Below are 23,382 nucleotides of genomic sequence, written 5' to 3' on the forward strand. Positions count from 1 at the left end.
TTATCTGTTTTCTTCGACATCAGTTAACTTTACATGCAGCCCAAAAAAATCGCCGATCGGTAGTCCCCAACGCTGCACGGGGAACCATTTGGGCAGGCCGGTGGCCGTCCATTCAATCTCATACAATCGTCCCTCGAGCGCCTCGTGAATAGTGTCAATCAGCTTATTCGGCGTATAGAAATTGGCCGTCTCATAATAGGGGTTCGCTCCGAAAACCTCCTGCACGCGCCGGCGCATCACTTTCGTAGAATTGCGATTCATAATACCAAAAATCATCCCGTACTTTCCTACACGAACCGCCTCACGGATCACCTTGATCGGATCATCGTAATAAGCAAACGTAGCGATAAAAGCCAGTGCATCAAATGTGTTGTCTTTAAACGGCATGTGATGAGAATCGGCCCATACCAGATCACCGTCAAAATGTTTGTTTCCTTCACCTAACATAAACGGCGAAATATCCGCCCCAGTGGCCTCAATACCAATTTCCTGCCACCAGCGAGTAAAACGGGTCGTTCCACATCCGTATTCCAGCAGGGTTTCTACGCGCTCATCTTTTTGGATAAGCTTGGCCAACACCTTCTTCTGCCAGATCTCAGCCCGCTTATAGCGACCCTCATAATAATCCTCATACACTTCGGTGTGCTCACGATTGAAAAACCATTCTTCGCGATCCTGCCACTGCTCAAGTTTCTTGGTGGCCAGCTCAAACTTTTTCTTTTGGAGTTTATCACTCATTGCATCATGCTAAAAATTTCAAAGTTCGGTTCCGACCGGATGGATAATAACAGACAGGCAATCAGCCGGACACATAACTTGCAATAAGCAGACTGGTTCCCTACGCTGGTATTATCCAGATCAGGTCGAAGGGTTTGATCTCAGCCCCGTTTTACGGGGCACCCCTGAAAAAGTTAAAGTAATGATTTTCGAGGGATTGGTAAACAAACATATTATCAGACTTGTAACATAGATGACATTAAGTAATCTTATCTACAAAGGCCAACAGAGAGCAAACAATTAATTATGAATTCAACTGACCAAAATACTGCCTTGGTGCTTTCCGGAGGCGGAGCAAAGGGAGCTTTCCAGGCAGGGGCTCTGGAAGTATTAAAAGAGGCAGGCTATTCTTTTGATGCTATCAGCGGGGTCAGTGTGGGCGCATTGAACGGGGTTATGCTGGCTACGGATCAATTTAATGAACTGCTTGACATCTGGCAGGAGATCACTCCCAATAAGGTGTTGCGTAAAACCTCTCTCTTAACACTGGCTCGACAATACCTTCTATATAAAATTGGTTTTGGCTCACCACCGGTTTCCAGATATAACAACGAGCCCCTTCAACATTTGATGCATCATTATCTTAAGGATAAAACAGTGAAGCTCCCATTTCACTTTGGTTATGTGAAACTGGAAAGTGGTGAATATGTAAAAGCAACCATTCGCCGTACTGATGGGCACACGATTGATCAAGACGATTTAAAGCGGATTTTAGCTTCAACGGCCATTCCGGTTTATTTTAATCCTGCACATATTGGCGACTTTACAGCCGTTGACGGGGGACTCCGGAATATCTCACCAATTAAAGAAGTACTGCCCTACAGACCTGATCGGATAATTATTATCCCCACTGAACCGGTAAATAAAGACCCCGGCACCACCAAGGTTCGTGATATTTTAGAGATTGCATTCCGATCTATTGACATCATGCTGAACGAAATCTTCCACGAAGATATCGATCGATTTCTTGTCGCTAATCGACTTGTCAAACAGGCCGAAACCCAAGGATTAACACTCAAAAAATCAGACGGCTCTCCTTATCACTATATAGAACCCATTATTATTGCTCCCGAAGAACCACTGGGTGATGCTCTGGATTTTGACAATCAAAGAATCCGCAAGCTGATGGAAAAAGGACGAAACAGGACCCATCAAATTTTAGAAAGCCGAATTGCGTGAATATCATCTATTTCCCAAACAGGCACCTCTTAGTGATTAACATTTCTTCTCCTGTTTAGATCTCTAATATTAAGATGCAAATCCACCGGTGCCAACATGTCCAAGTGTTTCTCTCTTTTCCTGAAATGAAATAGTATTGACCGTTGTAGTACCGTTCTCAAAAATTTTGTCGTGTTTTGAAGCCTGATCAAAAATCCTTTACGGAACGGGACATAATCCCATAGCCACCTGTACAAGAAAAGATCCCACAATCAAGCCGATGGCAATGAGCATCACTACAAATCCCCACGTCAGGGTTGATCCATCTTCGGTGTTATTTCTGAAAAATCGAATCATTGCCGGATACACCCATCATTTCTTTTTAAGATATTGCAGAGAAAAATAACTCTTATCATCCGTCCACACTTTCTCTACCGAATACCAATCAGCAACCAACTCCTCAAATTCCTCAAGACCATACTTATATGAACTTTCGGTATGGATCGATTCGCCCTTCTCAAACGCTATTCTCTGATCCCCAATAGTAACCGTCTGTTTTTGGGATGATATCAGATGCATTTCAATGCGTCCGGCCTCTTCATTATAAAACGCCTTGTGCCTAAACTTTTCGATATCAAAATCGGCACCCAATACTCGATTAAGGTGTGTCAACATATTTTTATTGAACTGAGCTGTAATACCTTGCTTATCATTATAAGCCGCTTCCAGCACCTTCGGATCTTTCTTCAAATCCACCCCCACAAGCATCTCTGAATCATCAGCGGTAATGCCTGCCATATTATTCAAAAATACCTGTACCTCTTCGGGATCAAAATTACCAATCGTCGAACCCGGAAAAAATACGACCTGTTTCTGGTTTGAACCTTCTGTAACCGGCAGATCAAAATTTGATGTGTAATCTGCAAAAACAGGAATAATAGATATTTTTGGATATTCCAGGCGCAATTGACTAACCGTCTTCAACAAAAATTCTTCTGAAATATCAACCGGTATATAGGTGGAAAGGTCTGATAACTCTTCGAGCAAAAACCGGGTTTTGTAACTGCTTCCACTGCCCAGCTCTATCAGCATCACATCTTTACCAATACACCCTGCAATATCTTTAATATTATTTTGCAGGATCTCCTTTTCGCAATCGGTAAGATAGTATTCATTGAGACGAGTAATCTGTTCAAACAGATCTGACCCCTTTTCGTCGTAAAAATACTTGCTGGGCAGCTGTTTTTGAGACTTGGTCAATCCTTCCAACACCTCTTTTTGCATAATACTGGCATCGACCGACGAAAGATCTTCCATAGAAGAAAATAAGGATTAGAAAACTATTGTATTGTGTAGCTACAAACGATGAGCGAAGCTATTATCGTTCTCTGTAGAAATATATTTTTTTGTTTTTTGAATCCTTACCGGTCTTAATCTTCACTCCCTTCTCCTGATTATATTGATAAACAGCCGTTCGCATAGAATTAACGCTTTTATCATCTTCGTAATCTATTTCGATGGCATCCCCGCCCACTTCAAGCTCATCAAGAGCTTCCAACAGGGGCTTAAACTTCGAAGACCTTTTCTTCGAAGTATAAATTTTTTCACGGTCTACAAACTTAATATCCATATCAAATATTACTTTTATACAATTTCAACCAATATACACATTGAATATAATTTAATTTATAAAATAGTATAAATAGCAAATACAACAATTTACATTGTAATAGAACAGATTACATAAAAAAAGCTTGCAGAAAATTCTGCATGCTCTAATATAAAATTAGATAAAGTAAATCGACCTATTATTGTATTTCATAAAATTGTTTATAAACGTAATCCCAAAAATCTGCCAGATTTGAACCTTTATTGTGTGGGTTTTTTGATTTTGTAGATTTCATGGCATCAACACAAGCTTTTTCTTTTGCGTCGTAATAAGCTTTTAGCTGATGCGCAGTAGGGTCTTCGATCATCTCTTCAAACTTCTCTATTTTCTCAGGCATAAATTAAAAGGCTTTGGTTCTTTTTATTACATAACGATAAAAGGGGGCAAAAAATTTCCTTCCAATTTCTAATAAAGCAGTTTGCAAGTTTTATTGCAATACTACCCTTCAGTTATGTAATAGAAATAAAAAAAGCGATACCACTGCTTGTGGTATCGCTTTGCATGTATTTAGGTATTGGATTTGTAAGATTATCCAATAAATCCAAGAACCGACTGCGGGCCGTTGTTGGCCTGCGCCAGCGAAGAGGTTGCCGTCTGCTGCAAGATCTGCAGTCTCACGGACTCACTCTGGGCCTTCGCAAAGTCGGTATCCATAATTCGGGACTTCGCCGACTCATTTGCACTGATCGACTCCGAGAGCGTCTGCTCACGTACCGACAGCGACGATTGGGTAATACCAATGTCATTCACGTTCTCCGACATCGTCGTAATCGCTTCATCTATCTTTCCGATAAATGAACGGTAATCCTCGGAATTCGCTGTAGAAGCAAAGGTCAATCCACCGGCATCATCCGTATCCGCAGCCTGAGCCTGAATAGCTCCGGCCGTTGCTCCTAAGTCTACCGTTGCACCGGCCGCCGTACCTGAGGCAAAAAGCTCACCCACATTCACTGCACTCAGATCGGCCGTAATCGTATCTGATTCTCGCTCACCAACCTGGAACGTAAGCGACAGTGTTCCTGACATGGTACCCGTTGCATCATCCCCGTTGAGAAGTTCATAATCTTGGTACACGGTCTGATCAGCGATCTTATTGATGTCATCACCCAACGCTTTGAGCTGATCACCAATAAACCCACGCTCATCATCACCAAGCGTATCGTTGGCCGCCTGGGTGGCCAATCCTTTCATTTCTACCAGGTTATCCATCACCGTACCAAAGCTTGACTCGGCAATATCCAAGACCGACTTGGCATCTCCAACATTCTGCATCGCCTGGTTCAAGCCGCCGATACGACTGCGCAACTTCGTGGCAATCGAGAAGCCGGCCGAATCGTCTTCGGCGCGGTTAATCCGCTTACCCGTCGACATCTTCAGCTGGTTCTCGGCCATCTGCTTGTTAATCTTGTTCAGCGACAGCTGCGAGTCCAGCGACTGAATGTTTGTGTTTACCCTGTTTAAATCTCCAAAACTTGCCATAACGTTTTTCTCCGTTTTTTTGTTAGTAATACATTTGTTACTTCCTGCTTGCACTGTGGTTATCGGGGCCCCACAGGCCGACTTAAATATTTTTTCTGGTTTTTCTTCTTAGCACAGATTTACGCAGGTGGGGAATAAGGGCAGTCATTCCGAGGAGAGTTTCTCCCAATGACGTAATCTCCCCGGAAGTGTTCGCGTAAGAAACTCTAATGCATTAAAAACTCGAGTCATGGAGATCGCCGCGCTGCGTTCCACTCCGCTCGCGATGACAAACGTTGTTTCCCAAAAAGCCTTGTAAGTAATGCCACATGAAAGAGTCCTACTATACTATGGCAAAAAAGTATCACGTATATATTATTACCAATACTCACCACACCGTTCTCTACACCGGTGTAACAGGAGATATCCTCAAAAGAGGTTGGCAACACAAACAAAAATTGGTAGATGGCTTCACCAAGCGCTACAACTGCACGAAGTTGGTATACATAGAAGAATACGATCACCCACAAGGCGCTATTGTCTGGAAGAAACAGATAAAGGCGGGTTCCAGACAACATAAAATTGACTTTATAGAAAACCTGAATCCCCACTGGAAGGATTTGTATGAGGAACTCCTTCCCTAATAAAGAGCTGTCATTACGAGGAGTAGCTTGCTACGACGAAGTAATCTCCCTGGAAAAGTTCCTGTAATATCTAAGGGTTACCCCTCACACATAAGCAAACTATTTCAAGGAGATCGCCGCGTTTCGTTTCACTCCACTCGTGATGACGAACATTGTTTTAAAATAATATGAAGGCAATGTCATTACGAGGGAGGTTTATCCCAACGACGTAATCTCCTTGAATTAGTTCGCGTAATATCTAAAAAACTCACCCTCATATGTTAGTAAACAATTTTCAGAAGATTGCTTCTCATCCGGCTGGCAGATCGCAATGACAAACGTTGGTAAAATAAAAAAGCCATACCACCTGATCAGGCGATATGGCTTTATCTAATTATGAGAGTATTTAAGTTACTTCAGTGATTACCCACCAATAAATCCGAGTACGGACTGCGGCCCGTTGTTAGCCTGTGCCAGCGAGGAGGTTGCCGTCTGTTGCAAGATCTGCAGTCTCACGGACTCACTCTGGGCCTTCGCAAAGTCGGTGTCCACAATTCGAGACTTCGCCGACTCATTCGCACTAATCGACTCCGAGAGCGTCTGCTCGCGTACCGACAGCGACGACTGAGTAATACCAATGTCATTCACGTTCTCCGACATCTTTGTAATTGCATCATCAACCTCAGTAATAAATGCTCGATAATCAGCAGAGTTCGCGGTTCCAGCTGCTGCAAAATCGAGTTCTCCTCCTTTATCTGCAGTTGCCGCCGAAACTGAAATATTTCCTCCAGCAGTACCTAACGTATTATCTGCAGCAGTAGGATCATCAGCAAACAACGTTGCTACATTTACCGCATTTAATTCTGCTTCAATTATATCAGAAGTTCGTTCACCAACTTGAAAGGTTAGCGTAGTAGATCCGGTTTTAATCGCTGTATCATCATCATTATTATCTCCGCTCAGCAGTGAATAATCTTGATAGACGGTTTGATCGGCGATATTATTGATGTCATCACCTAACGCTTTGAGCTGATCACCAATAAATGCTCGCTCATCATCACCAAGCGTATCGTTGGCTGCCTGCGTGGCCAAGCCTTTCATCTCCACCAGGTTATCCATGATGGAACCAAAGCTCGATTCGGCAATATTCAAAACCGACTTGGCATCACCCACGTTCTGCATCGCCTGGTTCAAGCCGCCGATACGACTGCGCAACTTCGTGGCAATCGAGAAGCCGGCCGAATCGTCTTCGGCGCGGTTAATCCGCTTACCCGTCGACATCTTCAGCTGGTTCTCGGCCATCTGCTTGTTAATCTTGTTCAGCGACAGCTGCGAGTCCAGCGACTGTATGTTTGTGTTTACCCTGTTTAAATCTCCAAAACTTGCCATAATAGTCCTCTATCTTTTTGTAATATATGTTACTTCTTGTTAGCAATGAGGTTATCGGAACTCCACAGGACGACTTAAATATTTTCCTGTAATAACCAGCTCATTTTTTTGAAGATTAGTACTGTTCTATACCCTTTGCTCCATCGCCAAATAGAGTTATCAATCCCCAACCCAACAATTTTTTTTCCAAAAATAAAAAAAAGCGATACCACTGCTTGTGGTATCGCTTTGCATGTATGATCCTATTGGGGTACTGGATATTATCCAATAAATCCGAGAACCGACTGCGGGCCGTTGTTGGCCTGCGCCAGCGAGGAGGTCGCCGTCTGCTGCAAGATCTGCAGTCTCACGGACTCACTCTGGGCTTTCGCAAAGTCGGTATCCATAATACGGGACTTCGCCGACTCATTCGCACTGATCGACTCCGAGAGCGTCTGCTCACGTACCGACAGCGACGACTGCGTAATTCCGATGTCGTTTACGTTTTCCGACATCGTCGTAATCGCGCTGTCTACTGCTCCAATAAACGATCGGTAATCAGCAGAATTGGCCTCTGTATTACCACTCGCTCCGTTAAAAGTAAGAGATCCCCCTCCCCCGGCGGTAGCTTCTTCAGCAAAAATAGCTGAATTACCTGAGGTAATAGCACCTGCTGAAGTGTCTCCTAAACCTGTTGTTGCTGCACCACTTGAAAACAACTCCCCAACATTCACGGCATTCAAACTAGCTTCAATGGTATCAGATTCTCGTTCACCAACCTGAAAGGTAAGAGAAAGTGTTCCAGATAACGTCCCGGTAGTATCATCGCCATTCAACAGCTCATAATCCTGGTACACCGTCTGGTCAGCTATTTTATTAATATCTTCTCCTAAAGCTTTAATCTGGTCGCCAATAAAAGAACGTTCATCTTCTCCCAACGTATCGTTGGCCGCCTGCGTAGCCAATCCTTTCATCTCTACCAGGTTATCCATGACCGTACCAAAGCTCGACTCGGCAATATCCAAGACCGACTTCGCATCGCCCACGTTCTGCATGGCCTGGTTGAGTCCGCCAATGCGGCTGCGCAACTTTGTGGCAATCGAAAAGCCCGCCGAATCGTCTTCGGCGCGGTTGATCCGCTTACCGGTTGACATCTTCAGCTGGTTCTCGGCCATCTGCTTGTTAATCTTGTTCAGCGACAGCTGCGAATCCAGCGACTGTATGTTGGTGTTTACTCTGTTTAAATCTCCGAAACTTGCCATAAGGCTCCTCTGTTTTTGTTAGTAATAAATATGTTACTTCCTGATTGCACTGTGATTATCGGAGCCCCTCAGGCCGACTTAAATATTTTTTTTAAAAGTTACTGTATTCTATCTTATCTATATAACCTGATAGGAGGTCTTCTTGTGTACCAAGTGAGAATACATAACCGACCATTTTCCTATAATTAGGGTATCAAAAAAAATTCATACAATAATCTATAGTCTTTTTTGCTATAACCACTTCTATTATCTTCCCAAATAAGAAAAGCGATACCACCGTAAAGTGATATCGCTTTGTATGTATGGTTTTCTATTGGGATACTGAATATTATCCAATAAATCCAAGTACGGACTGCGGACCGTTGTTGGCCTGCGCCAGCGATGAGGTCGCCGTCTGCTGCAAGATCTGCAGTCTCACGGACTCACTCTGGGCTTTCGCAAAGTCGGTATCCATAATGCGGGACTTCGCCGACTCATTCGCACTGATCGACTCCGAGAGCGTCTGCTCGCGTACCGACAGCGACGACTGCGTAATTCCAATGTCGTTTACGTTTTCCGACATCGTCGTAATCGCACTATCGACTGAACTTATAAATGAACGATAATCAGCAGAATTTGCATCTGTAGCAAAGGTTAAAGTACCTTGGCCTGATGTTGTTGCAGCTGAAGCATCAATAGCAGCACCACCAACACTTGCACCACCGGCCGTAGTACCTGCCCCAAGATCAGCATCACCACCACTGGCAAATAGTTCACCAACATTCACGGCAGTTAGATCTGCCTCAATGGTATCTGATTCTCGCTCTCCAACCTGAAACGTGAGTGATAAATCACCCGTCATACCAGCAGTACCACCATTCAACAGCTCATAATCCTGGTACACCGTCTGGTCAGCTATTTTATTAATATCTTCTCCCAGTGCTTTTAACTGGTCGCCAATAAAAGAACGTTCATCTTCTCCCAACGTATCGTTGGCCGCCTGCGTAGCTAATCCTTTCATCTCTACCAGGTTATCCATGACCGTACCAAAGCTCGACTCGGCAATATCCAAGACCGACTTCGCATCGCCCACGTTCTGCATGGCCTGGTTGAGTCCGCCAATGCGGCTGCGCAACTTTGTGGCAATCGAAAAGCCCGCCGAATCATCTTCGGCGCGGTTGATCCGTTTACCGGTTGACATCTTCAGCTGGTTCTCGGCCATCTGCTTGTTGATCTTGTTCAGCGACAGCTGCGAATCCAGCGACTGTATGTTGGTGTTTACTCTGTTTAAATCTCCGAAACTTGCCATAAGGCTCCTCTGTTTTTGTTAGTAATAAATATGTTACTTCCTGATTGCACTGTGATTATCGGAGCCCCTCAGGCCGACTTAAATATTTTTCGCAGTAGTGGTATTAATAATAGACAAAAAGTGTAATAAAGCGATACACCTACCTGATAGTTATCTGTGTTCAATATAATTCTTGATTGTTTTTACCAGCTTTTTAGAAGAGCATCAATGACCAGAGCTCATATTTTTCTATGGATTGTCATTTTCCACCTTAAAGACATAGCAGTCTCTGGCACTATCATTTAAAAAAGTAGAAGAGTTAATTTAAGTTTCAACATCGCTATTATACAAGAAATCAATATCCCATTCTTTTCGAAGCCATTTAAATTACTATGATGATTTTGTAGACGAATAGCTTTATATCTACATGTAATTTTGACTTGGATGTAAAAGAGGCCTTTACATGTCGTAATAACCTCCAATCAGATAAAAAACCGATCTCTCCTATTTGGATAAAGATGATGCTTATCTTTTCCAAGAAAGCCCTTTACTGAACTTAAAGAAATGAATTACTCTTTTTATCAGACTTATTTAAATTGTTAGCATTCATCCTCATCTTCTTACACAACATTTCACAAGAATCCATCTCTGGCTAGTATTCCAGAACTTACGTTGTTTATTGCCGCCTCTCTTTATTTACCCCTTAAACTGCCTTGGCCAATCTTCAGCCTTACTTTTAGTAGCATAAAAGAAAAGTACTCATTTTTCTTTCTCTCGGCTATAAAAATCCCTGTTAACACAACTTTTTTTTATTATTAAAATAGGTGTTCTAAATAGACGTCGCCCCTTTTTTGGGAGATCCAATATGCAAGTGTAGCGTTTTCAAAATACTTATCGCAAAATATGTTTGTTGATGTACTTAACAGTACCAACTCCATTTACTTTTGCCACTTCAGTAGAATAGATGCAAAAATCATGTAAGAGAGCATCTATTTCCCTTCGATCTTCCTCAGTATGATATTCAAGCATTATAACCTTTGTCTTATCAAGCAGTTTTTTCATCCCTTTTAGAATTGGAATCTCTGCCCCTTCTGTATCGATTTTCAACACATCAATGGCCTCTATTCCTTTTTCTTTTAAAGCCCTTCCCGCATTTTTTACTTCAACGGTAACCTCTTTAGCACCTTTTACCTTTTGTGAAGTAGTGCTTTGCCCGGTGTTTACAGGGTGTTGCAACAGGGTCAACTCTCCATCATCTTCGCCTAGTGCAATAAACTCTTTCTCAACATTTTCAATGTCTTTGGTATTAAATTTCAACAATTGAACAACCTGCGGATTCGGTTCAAAGCAATATATCATCGCATTCGAGTTCCAGTGTCTGGCATACATAGCAAATGTGCCAATATTTGCTCCTATATCTACAATTACTCCATCATTTTTTATTTTGAAATTCTTGGGAAGAGCATATTCATGATCTAAAACAATATTTTTGAGACGGAACAGCTCTCTTTTAGGAATATCAAAATAATACGGGTTTCCATTTGATAGATAATGGAGATTAATTTTCGTTCGGATTACTTGGGATGGGGTTTCATTATATTCTGAAACCTCACCGACCAAGCTAATTGATTGTGCACTTTCTCTATCATTCTTTTTGTAATTATTTTCATTTTTATAAGCGCTATCTCTCGAGATTAAATTTTTATTTTCTTTTTGGGCCTTACTTGCTAATTCTGCTAGCTTTTCCACATAGCTTGATGCCTCCGGATTTCCCCTCAATGCCTCCAACATTTTTCTACTCTTCTCATCAATGAGATACATCGTGGGATTTTGTAGTATAATCCAAGCCTCAACAATTCGAACAGTCAACCACTTTGAAAAATCCGTTTCAATATCAGTTTCATCCTGCTCGGTAAGGGGCAAAAGAAAAGGCAGTTCAACCGAAAATGTACCACCAGAATTCATTGTCTCCATTAACTCTTTTACCATTTCCAAGGCCTGCTTACGTTTACCCAAATGATTCATTACGCGCACGTAAGTCATTGCCGTAGCAATACTAGCATTTCCACTATTAAATAGTGCAATTAACTTTTGAGCTGCCTCAAGCAACAAAGCTCCTTTACGGGATCGGGCCTGGGGATTATCATTACAAACAGATATTTCTTCTGCAGCACAAGTCAAGCTCAATGCCTGCAGATATTCGTCAAAAATACCTTCATCAATATCTTCCTTCCATTTATTTAGCTGCTTCTTTGCCCACGGCATTTTCTCTAAATACCTTTCCCACATGTACAAATCCGTGTCCCCAACATCAACACTTTCATCAAAAATCCATCCACTTTCTTTAAACTCTTGTATCCTACTTTCGTGAATAGCAATCACATTCATTAAATGGGGATCAACTTCCACTTCGGAATCATGGGCGACCAATACTCCGAGTTGCGGGATATATTCAAATAACCGATAATTAATCTTCTGCAATGAATTTCGGAGCATCGGCAAACTATTATTCTTTTCACCAATAGAGACAAGAATAACTGGTAACAATTGATCAATAACTTCTTTAGCCCCTTCTAAAACCTTTGACTCCATACCATTAGCATCAACTTTAAGCAAGTTTAGTTGCGGCTGGCCGGCGAAGTTCCACCAAGCGTCGAGAGTGGTAAGTAATACTTTCTCCTTCCCTTCTTCTGAAATTGTATTAAGTTCTGGCGTTTCAGCTTGAATCAGTGCTGATTTACCAATTTCATCTGACAATCCACGTCCAATTATCTCCAGCTGATTAAAACTGTTTTTAGTCTTGCTTTTTTCAAGATATGAGCGATTTTCAGCAGAAGGCTCAAATGCAAATACATTTCCTTCCCGTCCAACCTTTTTTGCCATCGGCAAGGCATAGGCACCAAAAGAGGCTCCCACATCCACCACCTGCATGTCAGACTTCAAATAATCACGAACAAAATCCAGTTCGGGCTCAAACCACTGCCCCTGCTCAAGCATTACATATGTAGTTAGCACATCTAAATCTGGAGGCGTACAAATAGTCACATCATCCTTTGTATCTATATAATAGTCATTTTTGTTAAGGAGCGATTTTTCTGAATGACCACTTGTCTTCTGCTTTTTAGCATGAGTTCCATTTTCATTTGTTACCAACTTCTCTGTATCAATCGCCGGCTGTTTCATCATATTATTCTTGTCAGTTTTCTTACTTCCTTCTGTTTTATTTTCTTCCTTAATTGTGATTAGCGAAGTTCTATCCGGTCCATCTGTCAACTCCTGGATTTGTTCTTGTGGTAGATTGTCAACCCGAATATGGTCTTTCCACTCTGCCTCATCATTTTGATAACCTTCTACTCGCTGCCTCCACATTTCGCGAAAGGCTATCGACAGATGAGCACCAAAACGTTTACTATCACAAACAGCCGAATTGCATAACTTTCCACGCAATATTGACCGCCATTCCTGCAGCGCATCCCAGTCATTCGCCAAAGCAACCGTTCTCTCGGTATATTCTTTCCAACTATCTGTGACCCACTGTTCTAATCCTGCATTCATCAGATGGGTTGTTGAATGGCGTCCTGCAAAGGTAGGTCCGGGCATGGTAATAACAGGCACTCCCATATAAAGAGCTTCGCAAGTAGTTAGGCCTCCTGAATACGGCCAGGGATCTAAGGCAATATCGACCTTATTATATGCATCCAAGTGATCGTCATGAGAAGTATGTCCCTCAAATTCTACCCGATCTTCAGCAATATCCTCCTCTTTCATCACTTCCAGGATTTGCTTTCGGAATGAAGCTGTATCATACTGCTTACTCTTCAGGCATAGCTTACTATCTGGAACCTGACGCATTATTTGCGCCCATTTTCTCAAAACTACATCATTTACTTTGGTGGGATTATTAAAACACCCAAACGTTATATATCCATTCTCTTTTGCAGGAAGAGATTGTACATCCGGAGCATAGGCCGGGGGCACAAATGAAATATAGTCATCAGGCATTCTTACCAGCTTTTCTGTATAAAACTCTTCTTCTCCTGCCGGACTTTCATATTCGTCAGTAATCAAGTAGTCAAATGCTTCGAGACCTGTAGTGTTAAATAGTCCACCCACCCATTTCACGATCACTGGGGCCGGCTCATTAGCCATTACCTCCATACAGTTATCAGCGGCATGCCCAGACAGGTCCACTACAATATCCAGTTCATCATCACGAATAATATTTTCAATTACATCAGCATTATACCCTACAACCGACCGCCACGTATTTATATTTTCATGAATACGGCGGGTAACAAAATCGAACTTATTGTTAGTCGTATAGCAGTAGATTTCAAAATCTTTCTCAGGCAGTTGCTCTAAGGCACCGGCAATCATCCAGCCTACCGGATGACGACGAAATCCTCCTGATAAAAACCCTACTTTTAACTTTTTATTGGGATCGGCATCAGATGGTCTTGGACGCCCTTCCGTATTCCGGGGAACAAATGTTTTTCCAAGCCTCAAATGTTCCTCATATATATGCTCTTTACCATTTCGAGGATTATAATGCAATCCCATCAGATAATTTGAAATTGCATTGCGAGGGTCTTGCATATCTTCAATAGCACGTCGGTAATTCTTTTCGGATTGGTCAAACCGACTTACCTCTTGCAAACATAAGGCGTAGTTTACGCGAAGAGCTCCGCTATGAGGATGCTTGTTCAATAACTTTTCATATAACTCAATAGCATCATCATACTTACCACGTGATTTATAAATTTCGGCTTTGCTTACCCTGATTGAGGTTCGAGCTCCATGCATCTTCTCAGCTTGATCCAGATTTTCAATAGCTTCATCCAGATTTCCTTTATTCTTATAAAGATCTGCCTTTTCAAGCATCGCTCGAATATGAGTTTCATCTATCTTCAAGGTGATATCAAATAATTTCATGGCCTGATCCAAATCACCCTGATCGCGGTAAATTTCACCTATCCGAAAAGCCACCCCTGCATTTGTGGCGTCAATCTGATTCGCTTTTTGGTAACATTCCAACGCCTTGTCCAGCTTGGCCTGCGCTCGATAAATGGAGCCCAAATTCAGCCAAGCTTTAAAAAAACCCTCTTTTCGGGCCACCGCCTCTCTTCCATATTTTTCAGCCTCATCAAACCGTGCCAGATTATAATAGTTAATAGAAAGCATATGATGAGTTTCCGGCTCCTTAGAACCATATTTCACTGACTTTTCGAGATAACCGGCCGAAGCCTCATGTTCACCTTTTAGCGATAAAGCAATCCCCATCATATGATAAGGTACCCACTTAAACTGTTGTTGTATTTCCCTACTTTCTAATGTGGGCTTCAATTCGGCAATAGCTTGGTTGGGCTTTTTCCACTCTAAATATTTTTGGGCTTGCTTGATCTTATTCTGCACAATCTAAAGTATTTCGTTAATTTTGGTAGTGTACTACACCAGATGTGTTCACAAATAAAATGCCAAGGTCCTCATCGCCTCTGCCGCGCTTATATGGTATATAAATAGGGTATTCGCTTCCTGGTAGCGGAACTTTTTTCTTCAAAGGGGAATATTACGTTAGAGAACAGAACAACCTTTAAAAAAATGGTGCCAACAGTTGTACTTATGCTTATGCCGACAAATTATTCAACCGTGAGCATCAGAGGCCTCTAATGCTTCAAAGTTGCGAAATAATCCGATCATCACCGGACCAAAAGTGGTTCTGATACTCATAACTAAGAGGTAACTCAAAGTAGATCCAAAGAAACAATGTGCTGGCATATTATTTGCATATTTAGTAGCAAACGAGGTCGTATAGATTAGAGAGTTCTAATCCATAAAGGCTTAAGTTTTTACAGACTCAGTCGATAATGACTGGTACCTAAGACAAAAATAATATCGAAATTTAAGTACCATGCAGAATCCACAACAGGTTTATCAGCAACAAGCGATCATGAACGCATCGCCCCTACAGCTGGTCGTAAAATTATATGACTTGCTACTGCAGGCAACCTATCGAAAAGATCAAAATAGGGTGCGTGACGTACTAAACACCCTGACGGAAAGCCTGAACTTTGATCACGAACCTGCTGAGGAACTTTTCCAACTTTATCAATATTGCCAGGATTTAGCACGTGATGAAAATTATGAGGAGATCCGGGAAATTCTTGAACCACTGAGAGATGCTTGGGAACAAGCCTCAAAAGGGCAAACAGAAGAACAAGCAGCTGATTAAACAACTAAAGATGATATCATGAATTCTATCAGTAGCTTATTACAACAGTCTAATCCCTACTCGCAATTTGTTGACCAGCTGGTTTTAATCGAGAGCCAAAAGAAGTTCAGATTAGAAGACCAGAAAAGTCAGCTCAGTAAGAAACAGTCTGCTCTTAGCACCGTAAGTTCCGTTATTTCTGATTTTACCTCTCAGGTTGATGAGCTTACCAGCACTACCTCAAATAGCTTTAACCCGCTAAAAGCTACCATAAGTAACGAAGAAGCCATCCGGGTTGACTCCATATCGGGACTAAACGATCCGAATACATATGATATCTCAGTGAATCGAAAAGCCTCAAAAGATATTATGCTGTCGAATGTAATGGATGGGACGGCTACGAATCTGGCAGCTAGTGGAGATGGCTCTGTTGATATTACCATTGGTGATAAAACACAAACAATAAGTATTCTAAGCACCAATGACGACGGTACGGACAAAACAAACAAAGAAATTTTAGAATCGTTTTCTAAGGCTGTCAATAATTTAATGGGCGAAGAGTCTGACAGTGATGTTTTTGAAGTGGACAATAACGGTAATGTACAGCTGTCGATAAAAAGTGCGCAGACTGGTTATGATGAACGCGTCCAATTTGCCAATGCCACGGGAGCACTTGCAGATGTTACTGGAAACATGTCGCATCAACAAACAGATACGACAAACCTCGATGCTGAATTCACAGTAGACGGAATTACATTTAGCCGTGGGAAAAATACCGTTGATGATGCCATCTCGGGCATGACCTTTACATTACTGAATTCGACAACCCAGCAAGAGCAAATTACGGTCTCAAAAGATACTGAAAAGGCCCGCGAAAATATTGATGATTTCATTTCTAAATACAATGAAATGAATACCAAAATTCGCAACCAAACCTTCATCAATGGTGAGACCGGCAATAAAGGCCCGCTGCAGGATATGCGCTCTGTTCGTAATTTGACTATAAATATGCGTCAAATGGCACTTACGGATATGGCTTCTACAGCAACAGGAGAGCTTAACAATCTCTCTCAACTTGGCATCACCTTCGAAAACAATGGAAAGATGAAAGTTGAAGACTCGGAAAAGCTCAGCAAAGCTTTATCTGAGAAACCCAACGAAGTTAAGAATCTATTTACCAACGATGACTCTCCTGTTACGAAGATGTATGAACGCGCGAAGACGTTTACTGAAACAGGTGGTACCATTTCATCGCTGGAAAGCGGTTTGGATCAAAAAATTGATTTTCTGGATAATCGTATTGAGTCGGAAAATAAATATCTGGAACGGTATGAGGAGCGCCAACGCGAAATTTTTGCTGAAATCAACCAGATGCAACAACAAGCTCAGCAACAGTTTAATCAAATTGCGAATCAACAATCCACATTAGGATTCTAAAATGAATAACGTTGCCAATCAACTCAAAAAGTTGATTAAAATTAATAGAAAGATTCTAAACCAGCTACACAAAGATGAAGCTGATATTGGTTTATTGCAAAAGCGTTTTGATGAACGGGGCAACCAGACTGATGAATTTATAAAAATAACTTCGGAAGTAAATGCAGATTCATTTACAGAGAAAGAGAAGGAATCACTAAAAAAACTCTTTAACAGATTTAACCAGCAGCAACAAAAAATTCAGGAAGCTTTTACTTATATTTTAGAGGAATCAAAAGGGCGGCTAAACGATGCCATTAAAACAAACAAAGCCGAAAAAAGCTATAAGCTTTTAAAACGATAATAAAGTTTCATAAATTGTCAGGAACTTAATTAAAGGACTATGGATATTAGCAAACTAAATAGCATAAACGGTAATAATGTAAATAAGACTAACGAAACTTCGGAAGGGAATGCTTCAGAGAAGGCGACGTCGAAATCTTCTGCTGATACTCCTAAAGACAAAGTTTCGCTTGGCGATTACCAGTTTCGAAATAACGATCAACTTTTTGCCAAACTCGAATTGGAAAAACTAAACGAATCTTCATCACAACAGTTTAAAGAAATGAAAACTCAGGTTTCTGAGTTTCTCGAAGCTTCGGATCATTCCGCTGAGGCTGCTCAAGAAACAGAGCTTGGACAGAAAATTAATGATCCTGCAATCTGGGAAGATATTGCTTCAAAGATCCTTAAATAAGATTAAATATCGTTAACAAAATGCTATTTATGGTTATTGCCGTTGAGATAACCTCTTGAGTCCGAATAACTTCCAAGCATCGAGATATTCTCTTTCCTCAATTCAACTTTTTATTGAAGTTTTCACCAGAAAAGCTTTTTATATTTAGTCAATTTACGCGGTACAGACCTTAGAAACCTCGGCGTAGTTACTCCCTTTTCTTTTGTAAATATCCATCTGCAATATCACTGATATGAAAGAGCGTGTTTTAATAGTTGAAGATGATAAAATGCTGCTCGAATTTTTGGTCGAGAATTTGAGCATGAACGGTTACGAAGTAGAAGCTTTCACCCAACCTCTCGACGCCATCGACTTCCTGGAAGGAAACAAGGTGCCTTTGGTCCTTACGGATGTCAAGATGGATGACATGACGGGTGATGAGGTGCTCGCACATATCAAGGAACACTATCCCGAAACGGGCGTTATCATGATGACCAGCTTCGGTAATATCACCCACGCTGTTCGTGCCCTCCAGAAAGGAGCTTTTGATTATATTACCAAGCCATTTAAAGCCAAAGAAATTACGTTTCGGGTCAACCGCTTCTTTGAATCGGATAAAATCGATTTTAATAAAGAGCAAAAGATCAAATCCCTTGTTGGAACAACTAATAAAGCAGATCAGCAGCCCTCTCCTCAAGAGAATGACGAAGATTTAATACAACAACCTGACGAGAAAAGGTTTATTGGAGAAGATGAGCAAGTCAAAAAGCTGATGGAAATTCTTCCCCAAATAGCTAAGAGCACTGCTCCCGTAATGATACAGGGAGAAAGTGGAACCGGGAAAGAGGTTTTTGCAAATCTGATCCACCAGAACAGTAATCGCTCCGATCAACCCTATGTTAAAATAAATTGTGCAAATTTACCCAAAGAGTTAGTTGAAAGCACTCTTTTTGGTCATGTAAAAGGGGCATTTACGGGTGCTATATCTGACAAAAAAGGAGCTTTCGAAGAAGCGAATGGCGGTACTATTTTACTGGATGAAATTACCGAAATTGACATCAATATCCAGGCTAAGCTATTGCGCGTTCTTCAGGAAAATGAATTTAATCGGGTAGGTAGTCAGGAATCAATTCAATGTGATGTAAGAGTACTGGCCACATCAAACCGCAATATTGCAGAAGCCATTGCTGACAATCAGTTCCGCGAGGACCTATATTATCGCCTAAATGTTTTTCCGATTTCTATTCCACCACTTCGTGAGCGTAGAGATGATATTCCCTTGTTGGTTAACTTTTTTGTTGATCGTTATACCGAACAATATGGGCTGGAACCTAAGGAGGTGTCTGATGAGTTAATGGAACACTTGGTTAGTAAAAAGTGGAAGGGAAACGTGCGGGAACTGGAAAATAAAATCCATCGCGGCGTTATTCTGTCAACCAATAATGATACCATTACTCTCGATCATATTGAGCGAAACCTCTTTTCGAAAGTCGATCTGGAAGTCAGTAAAGAAGTGCTTTCCGATCTACCCCTGATTTCGATTGAGGATATGGAGCTGCAACTCATCAAAAAAGCACTGGAGCATACGCAGGGCAATCAAAAAGAGGCCGCTAAGATTTTGGGAATTACGGACCGTACCATCCGAAACAAGATTAAAAAAGCTTCAGAAAACGAAGAAATAGACGAGTAATCCTTTCTCTTATTAACTAAATCAAATAGTAATCCCGAAGCTAATGCTCCGGGATAACTATCTATTGGGACAACATTCACTCCTGAATGCTGATGTTAAACAATATTGGCAACCATCTTTTTGGCTTGATCTAATCTATTTGTCTTGGTGAGGGTAACAATAAGTTTTCTCTTATATTCCTGGTCCTCAGGATGAGCATCATACAATTTCTTATAAATATTTGATACATAATCATACCAGTCTTTTTTCATAAACATCGTCATAACCTCATCGATTTGTTCTCTTGATTCTGCATCCATCTGATTTGGCGGCAGTTGGTCATTGAATATTCGCTCGAATAAATAAACTGATCGGTCAAGATCATTCAACTCGATCGAAAGCAATAATGCTTTCTCTAACATTGCTTTATCAGTATTCCCTCTCTTGAATGAAAATAGCCGATCAAAATAGTCGGTCGCTTTTGCTCGATGTCCTGCTTTTAAAGCGATATTAGCAAGGTTAATTAAGCTCTTCTCCTCATCAATCTTACGATCAAAACTGGCGGAAGAAAACAACGATAACCTGTCGTAATATTGGTTTAATACCTCAAATGCTTTTTGCCAATCTTTGCGTAGCTCATGAATACGAAACTGTATCAAATAGGGTAACCCCTGCAATGATTCTGCTTTAATCGACTGCTTTGTTAAAGACAGCGCCTTCTCCCACTTATGCTGCTCGGCCAAACAACTGGCCAATCCATTTACAGCAGCCAAGCGATCAAATGGCAAAAGCTTCTGTTTCTTCAATAATTGACGAAATTGAGCCGCTGCCCGCACATATTTTTTCTCCTGTAGATATCGATTTCCCTGTACCAGGTATAGCTTGGGCGCCTGTTTTTGTAATGATAGTTCCTGATCAATATCAATATGTGAATAAACACTGCTTTTACGTTCAATAATGATAGGCGTACTACTTAAATCAATTTCTTTGGAACGAACAAACTCAGTGGCATCTGTTAAATGGTAGCCCCGAAAGATATCCTCTTCTTCTATCGACACATTTACCAAACGCATCTGATAAAAATGATGCGTGGTACTTTGCCACTGAATATTAATAATAGCCGGCGTCCAAAGCATACTTTCTAAACTCTGAGCATCAGGAAAACTACTGAACCGGGGTACTTCATCATCCTCCAAAAAGAGTACCCAGGAATTGCTCACCTGTTTGTTGATGGTGTTCCACACCTCTGAACGGCTGGTTTCAGCCTCATATTCATACCAATGCACATTATCAGCCAAGTTTTTGGGTTCTTCCCCAATACCGACAACAATTAATTCTGAGAAATATGTATCCCATTGCCTTACTTTTTCAGCATTATAAAACTTTGCATCAGAGAGATAAAGAACGCCCGTGAGCCAATTTAAACTTTTGCTCTCTCTATTTGCTATTGATTTAAGTCCCGATTCCATAATTGCCTCATTGTTTTATTACAAAACTGGCTATGTTTTTAGATATAATTCAATAATGTGTTTTCAAACATTTTGCTATGCACCGCCATCGCTGATTCGTAAGCCACTTGGTTGCGCTGCATATCAGAAAATGCCTCGGCATAGTTGGTATCGACAAGCTCACTAATATCTGATTCCTGGGTGATCTTCGTAGATTCGTATTGCTCAAACATAAAATCCATGCGATTGATGTTATCTCCCAACTTTGAAGTAAGATCGGTAACATGATTAATTACCTCATCAGCATCTGTGAGTAGATTATTAAGCTGCTGATTATCATTATTCCGCAAAGCATCTTCCACATCCCCAATAAACTGGAACACATCACCGGCCGGACTATCTGCAACCTCTTCGCCTGTAATGCTGATATCAATTTCTACGCCATCTGCTGCAACTATATGGGGAGGCTTGTCATTACTGTTATTGGTTACCACCCCACCGGCCAACTCAAAAGGTTTTTCGCCGCTATTAGTCCCAGCAAACAGGTAACGATCCCCATATTGCATATTTAAACTGTCGACAATTTGCTTACGGATACCTGATACTTCATCAGCAATATTTACCCGTTCATTTTCGCCAATAGAGTCAGACGCCCCCTGAACCATCGAATTTTTAATATTGATAAGACTGTCGATGACTCCATTCATCGTATCCTGGGCCAACCTTCCCTGACGTAATCCACTGTTAATATTATTCTGGAACTGCTCTGCTTTATTCAGATCAGCTTCTAAAATTCGGCTACTTTGAAAATTCACCGGACTTTGTGAGGGCACACGAACCTTTTTACCCGTTGAAAGATCGGACTGAATTTCAGCCATTTCTCTACGATTCTTATTTACATCCCGCATAAAATTGTCAAAAATAGTCTTCTGTGTTACACGCATAAAAAATTACCTCACTATACTGATTAAGGTGTCATACATTTGTTGAGCACTGCTCATTACCTTTGCTGCTCCCTGGTAGGCATTCTGAAATTTTATCATCTTACTAAGCTCTTCATCAATATTAACTCCGGCCTCTTCTTCCTGCTGTGTTTTAAGCATCTGAATTTCTGAGTCGCGAGCATCAATACGGTTATTAGTCGCATCCAGCTGAATACCCGGCTCGCTGATGGTACCAATGGTGAAATCCGTCAATGATTGATTTTGTGTAGTATTGCCAATGACTTTCTCATTACGCAATTCTACAATCTGCGATGCGATTTCTCCGTTACCGGCTTCACCATCCGTATCAGAGGCGGCAATCAATTTAGAATTTTCGACCAGATCCTTATTAATCGAAATACTTTCAGCTGTTGTTCCAGTAGGATCAAAAAAGTTGCGCTGAATATTGTCTTCCAAGCCATATCCACTGCTATGGATATTATTCACTTCGGTTACAATAGTAGAAGCAATTTTATCGAGACGTTCCTTAATATCCGGAATCCCTTCTTCATACATCTCAATCTCGGCACCAATCTGTCCACCCTCCGGAGCAATAACATGACCACTTTCGAGTCGAAGGCGATATTTCTTATTAGTATCATCTACTTCCGAAGTAATATTATACGCTCGGTTTCCATCGACCACGCTGTGTCCATCAATCTGAATCTCAACAGCACCAGTACTCGTTTCCTGGCTTTCAAATTCAACCAGCTCCGACAACTCACTCATCTTTGCCACACGCCTGTCAAGGCTGGCAAAGTCGGGGTTGCCCTTGGCTTTGGCCTGTTTAATAGAACTATTAAGCTCGTTAATATCGCTCAATATACTATTAATAGAATCCAGCGTTTTGCCGGCGAAATTCTTTACCAGCTCACTATTTTGATCTACATTTCGGCTGGTTTCGCGCAGCTTGCTCGTAAATTGCTGAGTCTCACTAATCAGGTTATTACGGACACTTACATCCTGTGGATTACTGGCCAAATCAGAAAAATTATCAAATAATCCCCCAACTTGACTGTCCAGGTTGTCCCCGTAATCAGAAACCATGGATGATTCAAGCTTTCCATAGATATCGGCCTTCTTTTTCAGATAGCCCATATCCTGTTTCTTTTTATTCAAAAGCTGATCATTCATTTTATCACGCAATCGGCTTAAGTCATCAATGTTTACACCCAATCCCACATGATAATTATCCATTTGCATGCCATCGGGTGATTTCTCGACACGCTGCCGACTGTATCCCGGAGTATTTGCATTAACAATATTATTGGATGTAACCGACATGGACCGCTCTGCCCCACGAAGACCACTTTTCGCTATTTCAAATAATGATTTCATAT

Annotated in this window: 21 protein-coding genes and 1 riboswitch; of the genes, 7 read left to right on the forward strand and 14 right to left on the reverse strand. The window is 41.3% G+C overall.

Going from position 1 to position 23,382, the window contains the following annotated elements:
- Positions 1–738 carry a class I SAM-dependent methyltransferase gene (locus CK503_RS07230; protein ID WP_095606122.1) on the reverse strand — a complete coding sequence of 246 codons (738 nt, stop codon included), beginning with the start codon at positions 736–738 and terminating at the stop codon, positions 1–3.
- Positions 739–818: 80 nt separating this feature from the next.
- Positions 819–914, reverse strand: a riboswitch (TPP riboswitch).
- A 109-nt stretch (positions 915–1,023) separates the two neighbouring features.
- Here CK503_RS07230 and CK503_RS07235 point away from each other — a divergent pair.
- The gene (locus CK503_RS07235) at positions 1,024–1,956 is read left to right on the forward strand and encodes a patatin-like phospholipase family protein (RefSeq protein WP_095606123.1); all 933 of its coding nucleotides are present in this window, start codon (positions 1,024–1,026) and stop codon (positions 1,954–1,956) included.
- A gap of 198 nt (positions 1,957–2,154) precedes the next feature.
- Here CK503_RS07235 and CK503_RS16095 read toward each other — a convergent pair whose 3' ends face one another.
- The 5 genes from CK503_RS16095 to CK503_RS07255 all read right to left on the reverse strand — a co-directional run bounded on the left by CK503_RS16095 (position 2,155) and on the right by CK503_RS07255 (position 5,083).
- Positions 2,155–2,292, reverse strand: coding sequence for a hypothetical protein (locus CK503_RS16095; RefSeq protein WP_176466242.1), 138 nt, complete (start codon positions 2,290–2,292; stop codon positions 2,155–2,157).
- 15 nt (positions 2,293–2,307) lie between these two features.
- The gene (gene egtD / locus CK503_RS07240) at positions 2,308–3,252 is read right to left on the reverse strand and encodes an L-histidine N(alpha)-methyltransferase (RefSeq protein WP_255233353.1); all 945 of its coding nucleotides are present in this window, start codon (positions 3,250–3,252) and stop codon (positions 2,308–2,310) included.
- Positions 3,253–3,313: 61 nt separating this feature from the next.
- The gene (locus tag CK503_RS07245; protein WP_095606124.1) at positions 3,314–3,565 is read right to left on the reverse strand and encodes a hypothetical protein; all 252 of its coding nucleotides are present in this window, start codon (positions 3,563–3,565) and stop codon (positions 3,314–3,316) included.
- A gap of 178 nt (positions 3,566–3,743) precedes the next feature.
- Positions 3,744–3,941 carry a hypothetical protein gene (locus CK503_RS07250; protein WP_095606125.1) on the reverse strand — a complete coding sequence of 66 codons (198 nt, stop codon included), beginning with the start codon at positions 3,939–3,941 and terminating at the stop codon, positions 3,744–3,746.
- Positions 3,942–4,132: 191 nt separating this feature from the next.
- Positions 4,133–5,083 carry a flagellin gene (locus tag CK503_RS07255; RefSeq protein WP_095606126.1) on the reverse strand — a complete coding sequence of 317 codons (951 nt, stop codon included), beginning with the start codon at positions 5,081–5,083 and terminating at the stop codon, positions 4,133–4,135.
- 308 nt (positions 5,084–5,391) lie between these two features.
- On the opposite strand from CK503_RS07255, the gene CK503_RS07260 reads away from it, so the two are divergent.
- Entirely contained in the window at positions 5,392–5,706 is a 315-nt protein-coding gene (locus tag CK503_RS07260; RefSeq protein WP_217988363.1) for a GIY-YIG nuclease family protein, read from the forward strand.
- A gap of 402 nt (positions 5,707–6,108) precedes the next feature.
- Here the strand turns inward: CK503_RS07260 and CK503_RS07265 are convergent, their stop codons facing one another.
- From CK503_RS07265 to CK503_RS16330, 5 genes are all read right to left on the reverse strand, one after another.
- Complete coding sequence (locus CK503_RS07265; protein ID WP_095606127.1) at positions 6,109–7,074, reverse strand: flagellin; 966 nt, start codon at positions 7,072–7,074, stop codon at positions 6,109–6,111.
- A gap of 260 nt (positions 7,075–7,334) precedes the next feature.
- Positions 7,335–8,315, reverse strand: a complete 981-nt coding sequence (locus CK503_RS07270; RefSeq protein WP_095606128.1) for a flagellin — start codon at positions 8,313–8,315, stop codon at positions 7,335–7,337.
- Positions 8,316–8,643: 328 nt separating this feature from the next.
- On the reverse strand, positions 8,644–9,603 hold the full coding sequence (locus CK503_RS07275; RefSeq protein WP_095606129.1) for a flagellin: 960 nt from the start codon (positions 9,601–9,603) through the stop codon (positions 8,644–8,646).
- A gap of 870 nt (positions 9,604–10,473) precedes the next feature.
- Entirely contained in the window at positions 10,474–14,994 is a 4,521-nt protein-coding gene (locus CK503_RS07280; RefSeq protein ID WP_095606130.1) for an FkbM family methyltransferase, read from the reverse strand.
- 228 nt (positions 14,995–15,222) lie between these two features.
- Positions 15,223–15,357 carry a hypothetical protein gene (locus CK503_RS16330; RefSeq protein WP_255233354.1) on the reverse strand — a complete coding sequence of 45 codons (135 nt, stop codon included), beginning with the start codon at positions 15,355–15,357 and terminating at the stop codon, positions 15,223–15,225.
- A 133-nt stretch (positions 15,358–15,490) separates the two neighbouring features.
- On the opposite strand from CK503_RS16330, the gene CK503_RS07285 reads away from it, so the two are divergent.
- The 5 genes from CK503_RS07285 to CK503_RS07305 all read left to right on the forward strand — a co-directional run bounded on the left by CK503_RS07285 (position 15,491) and on the right by CK503_RS07305 (position 19,632).
- Positions 15,491–15,811, forward strand: coding sequence for a flagellar export chaperone FliS (locus CK503_RS07285; RefSeq protein ID WP_095606131.1), 321 nt, complete (start codon positions 15,491–15,493; stop codon positions 15,809–15,811).
- Between the two features lie 18 nt (positions 15,812–15,829).
- Positions 15,830–17,227, forward strand: a complete 1,398-nt coding sequence (gene fliD, locus CK503_RS07290) for a flagellar filament capping protein FliD (RefSeq protein ID WP_095606132.1) — start codon at positions 15,830–15,832, stop codon at positions 17,225–17,227.
- Positions 17,228–17,258: 31 nt separating this feature from the next.
- Positions 17,259–17,570, forward strand: a complete 312-nt coding sequence (locus CK503_RS07295) for a hypothetical protein (protein ID WP_141239899.1) — start codon at positions 17,259–17,261, stop codon at positions 17,568–17,570.
- A 39-nt stretch (positions 17,571–17,609) separates the two neighbouring features.
- Positions 17,610–17,963, forward strand: coding sequence for a hypothetical protein (locus CK503_RS07300; RefSeq protein ID WP_095606134.1), 354 nt, complete (start codon positions 17,610–17,612; stop codon positions 17,961–17,963).
- A gap of 232 nt (positions 17,964–18,195) precedes the next feature.
- Complete coding sequence (locus CK503_RS07305; RefSeq protein ID WP_095606135.1) at positions 18,196–19,632, forward strand: sigma-54-dependent transcriptional regulator; 1,437 nt, start codon at positions 18,196–18,198, stop codon at positions 19,630–19,632.
- Between the two features lie 95 nt (positions 19,633–19,727).
- Here CK503_RS07305 and CK503_RS07310 read toward each other — a convergent pair whose 3' ends face one another.
- The 3 genes from CK503_RS07310 to flgK are packed head-to-tail and all read right to left on the reverse strand — an operon-like array spanning position 19,728 to position 23,380.
- Positions 19,728–21,080, reverse strand: coding sequence for a tetratricopeptide repeat protein (locus CK503_RS07310; protein ID WP_095606136.1), 1,353 nt, complete (start codon positions 21,078–21,080; stop codon positions 19,728–19,730).
- Positions 21,081–21,118: 38 nt separating this feature from the next.
- Entirely contained in the window at positions 21,119–22,003 is an 885-nt protein-coding gene (locus CK503_RS07315; protein ID WP_095606137.1) for a flagellin N-terminal helical domain-containing protein, read from the reverse strand.
- Between the two features lie 6 nt (positions 22,004–22,009).
- Positions 22,010–23,380: a flagellar hook-associated protein FlgK gene (flgK, locus tag CK503_RS07320; protein ID WP_095606138.1), complete on the reverse strand. Its 1,371-nt coding sequence runs from the start codon at positions 23,378–23,380 to the stop codon at positions 22,010–22,012.
- Between the last annotated feature and the right edge of the window lie 2 nt (positions 23,381–23,382).

Origin of the sequence: Fodinibius salipaludis (genome assembly GCF_002287075.1) — a bacterium.
In the GTDB taxonomy this organism is placed as follows: Bacteria; Bacteroidota; Rhodothermia; order Balneolales; family Balneolaceae; genus Fodinibius; species Fodinibius salipaludis.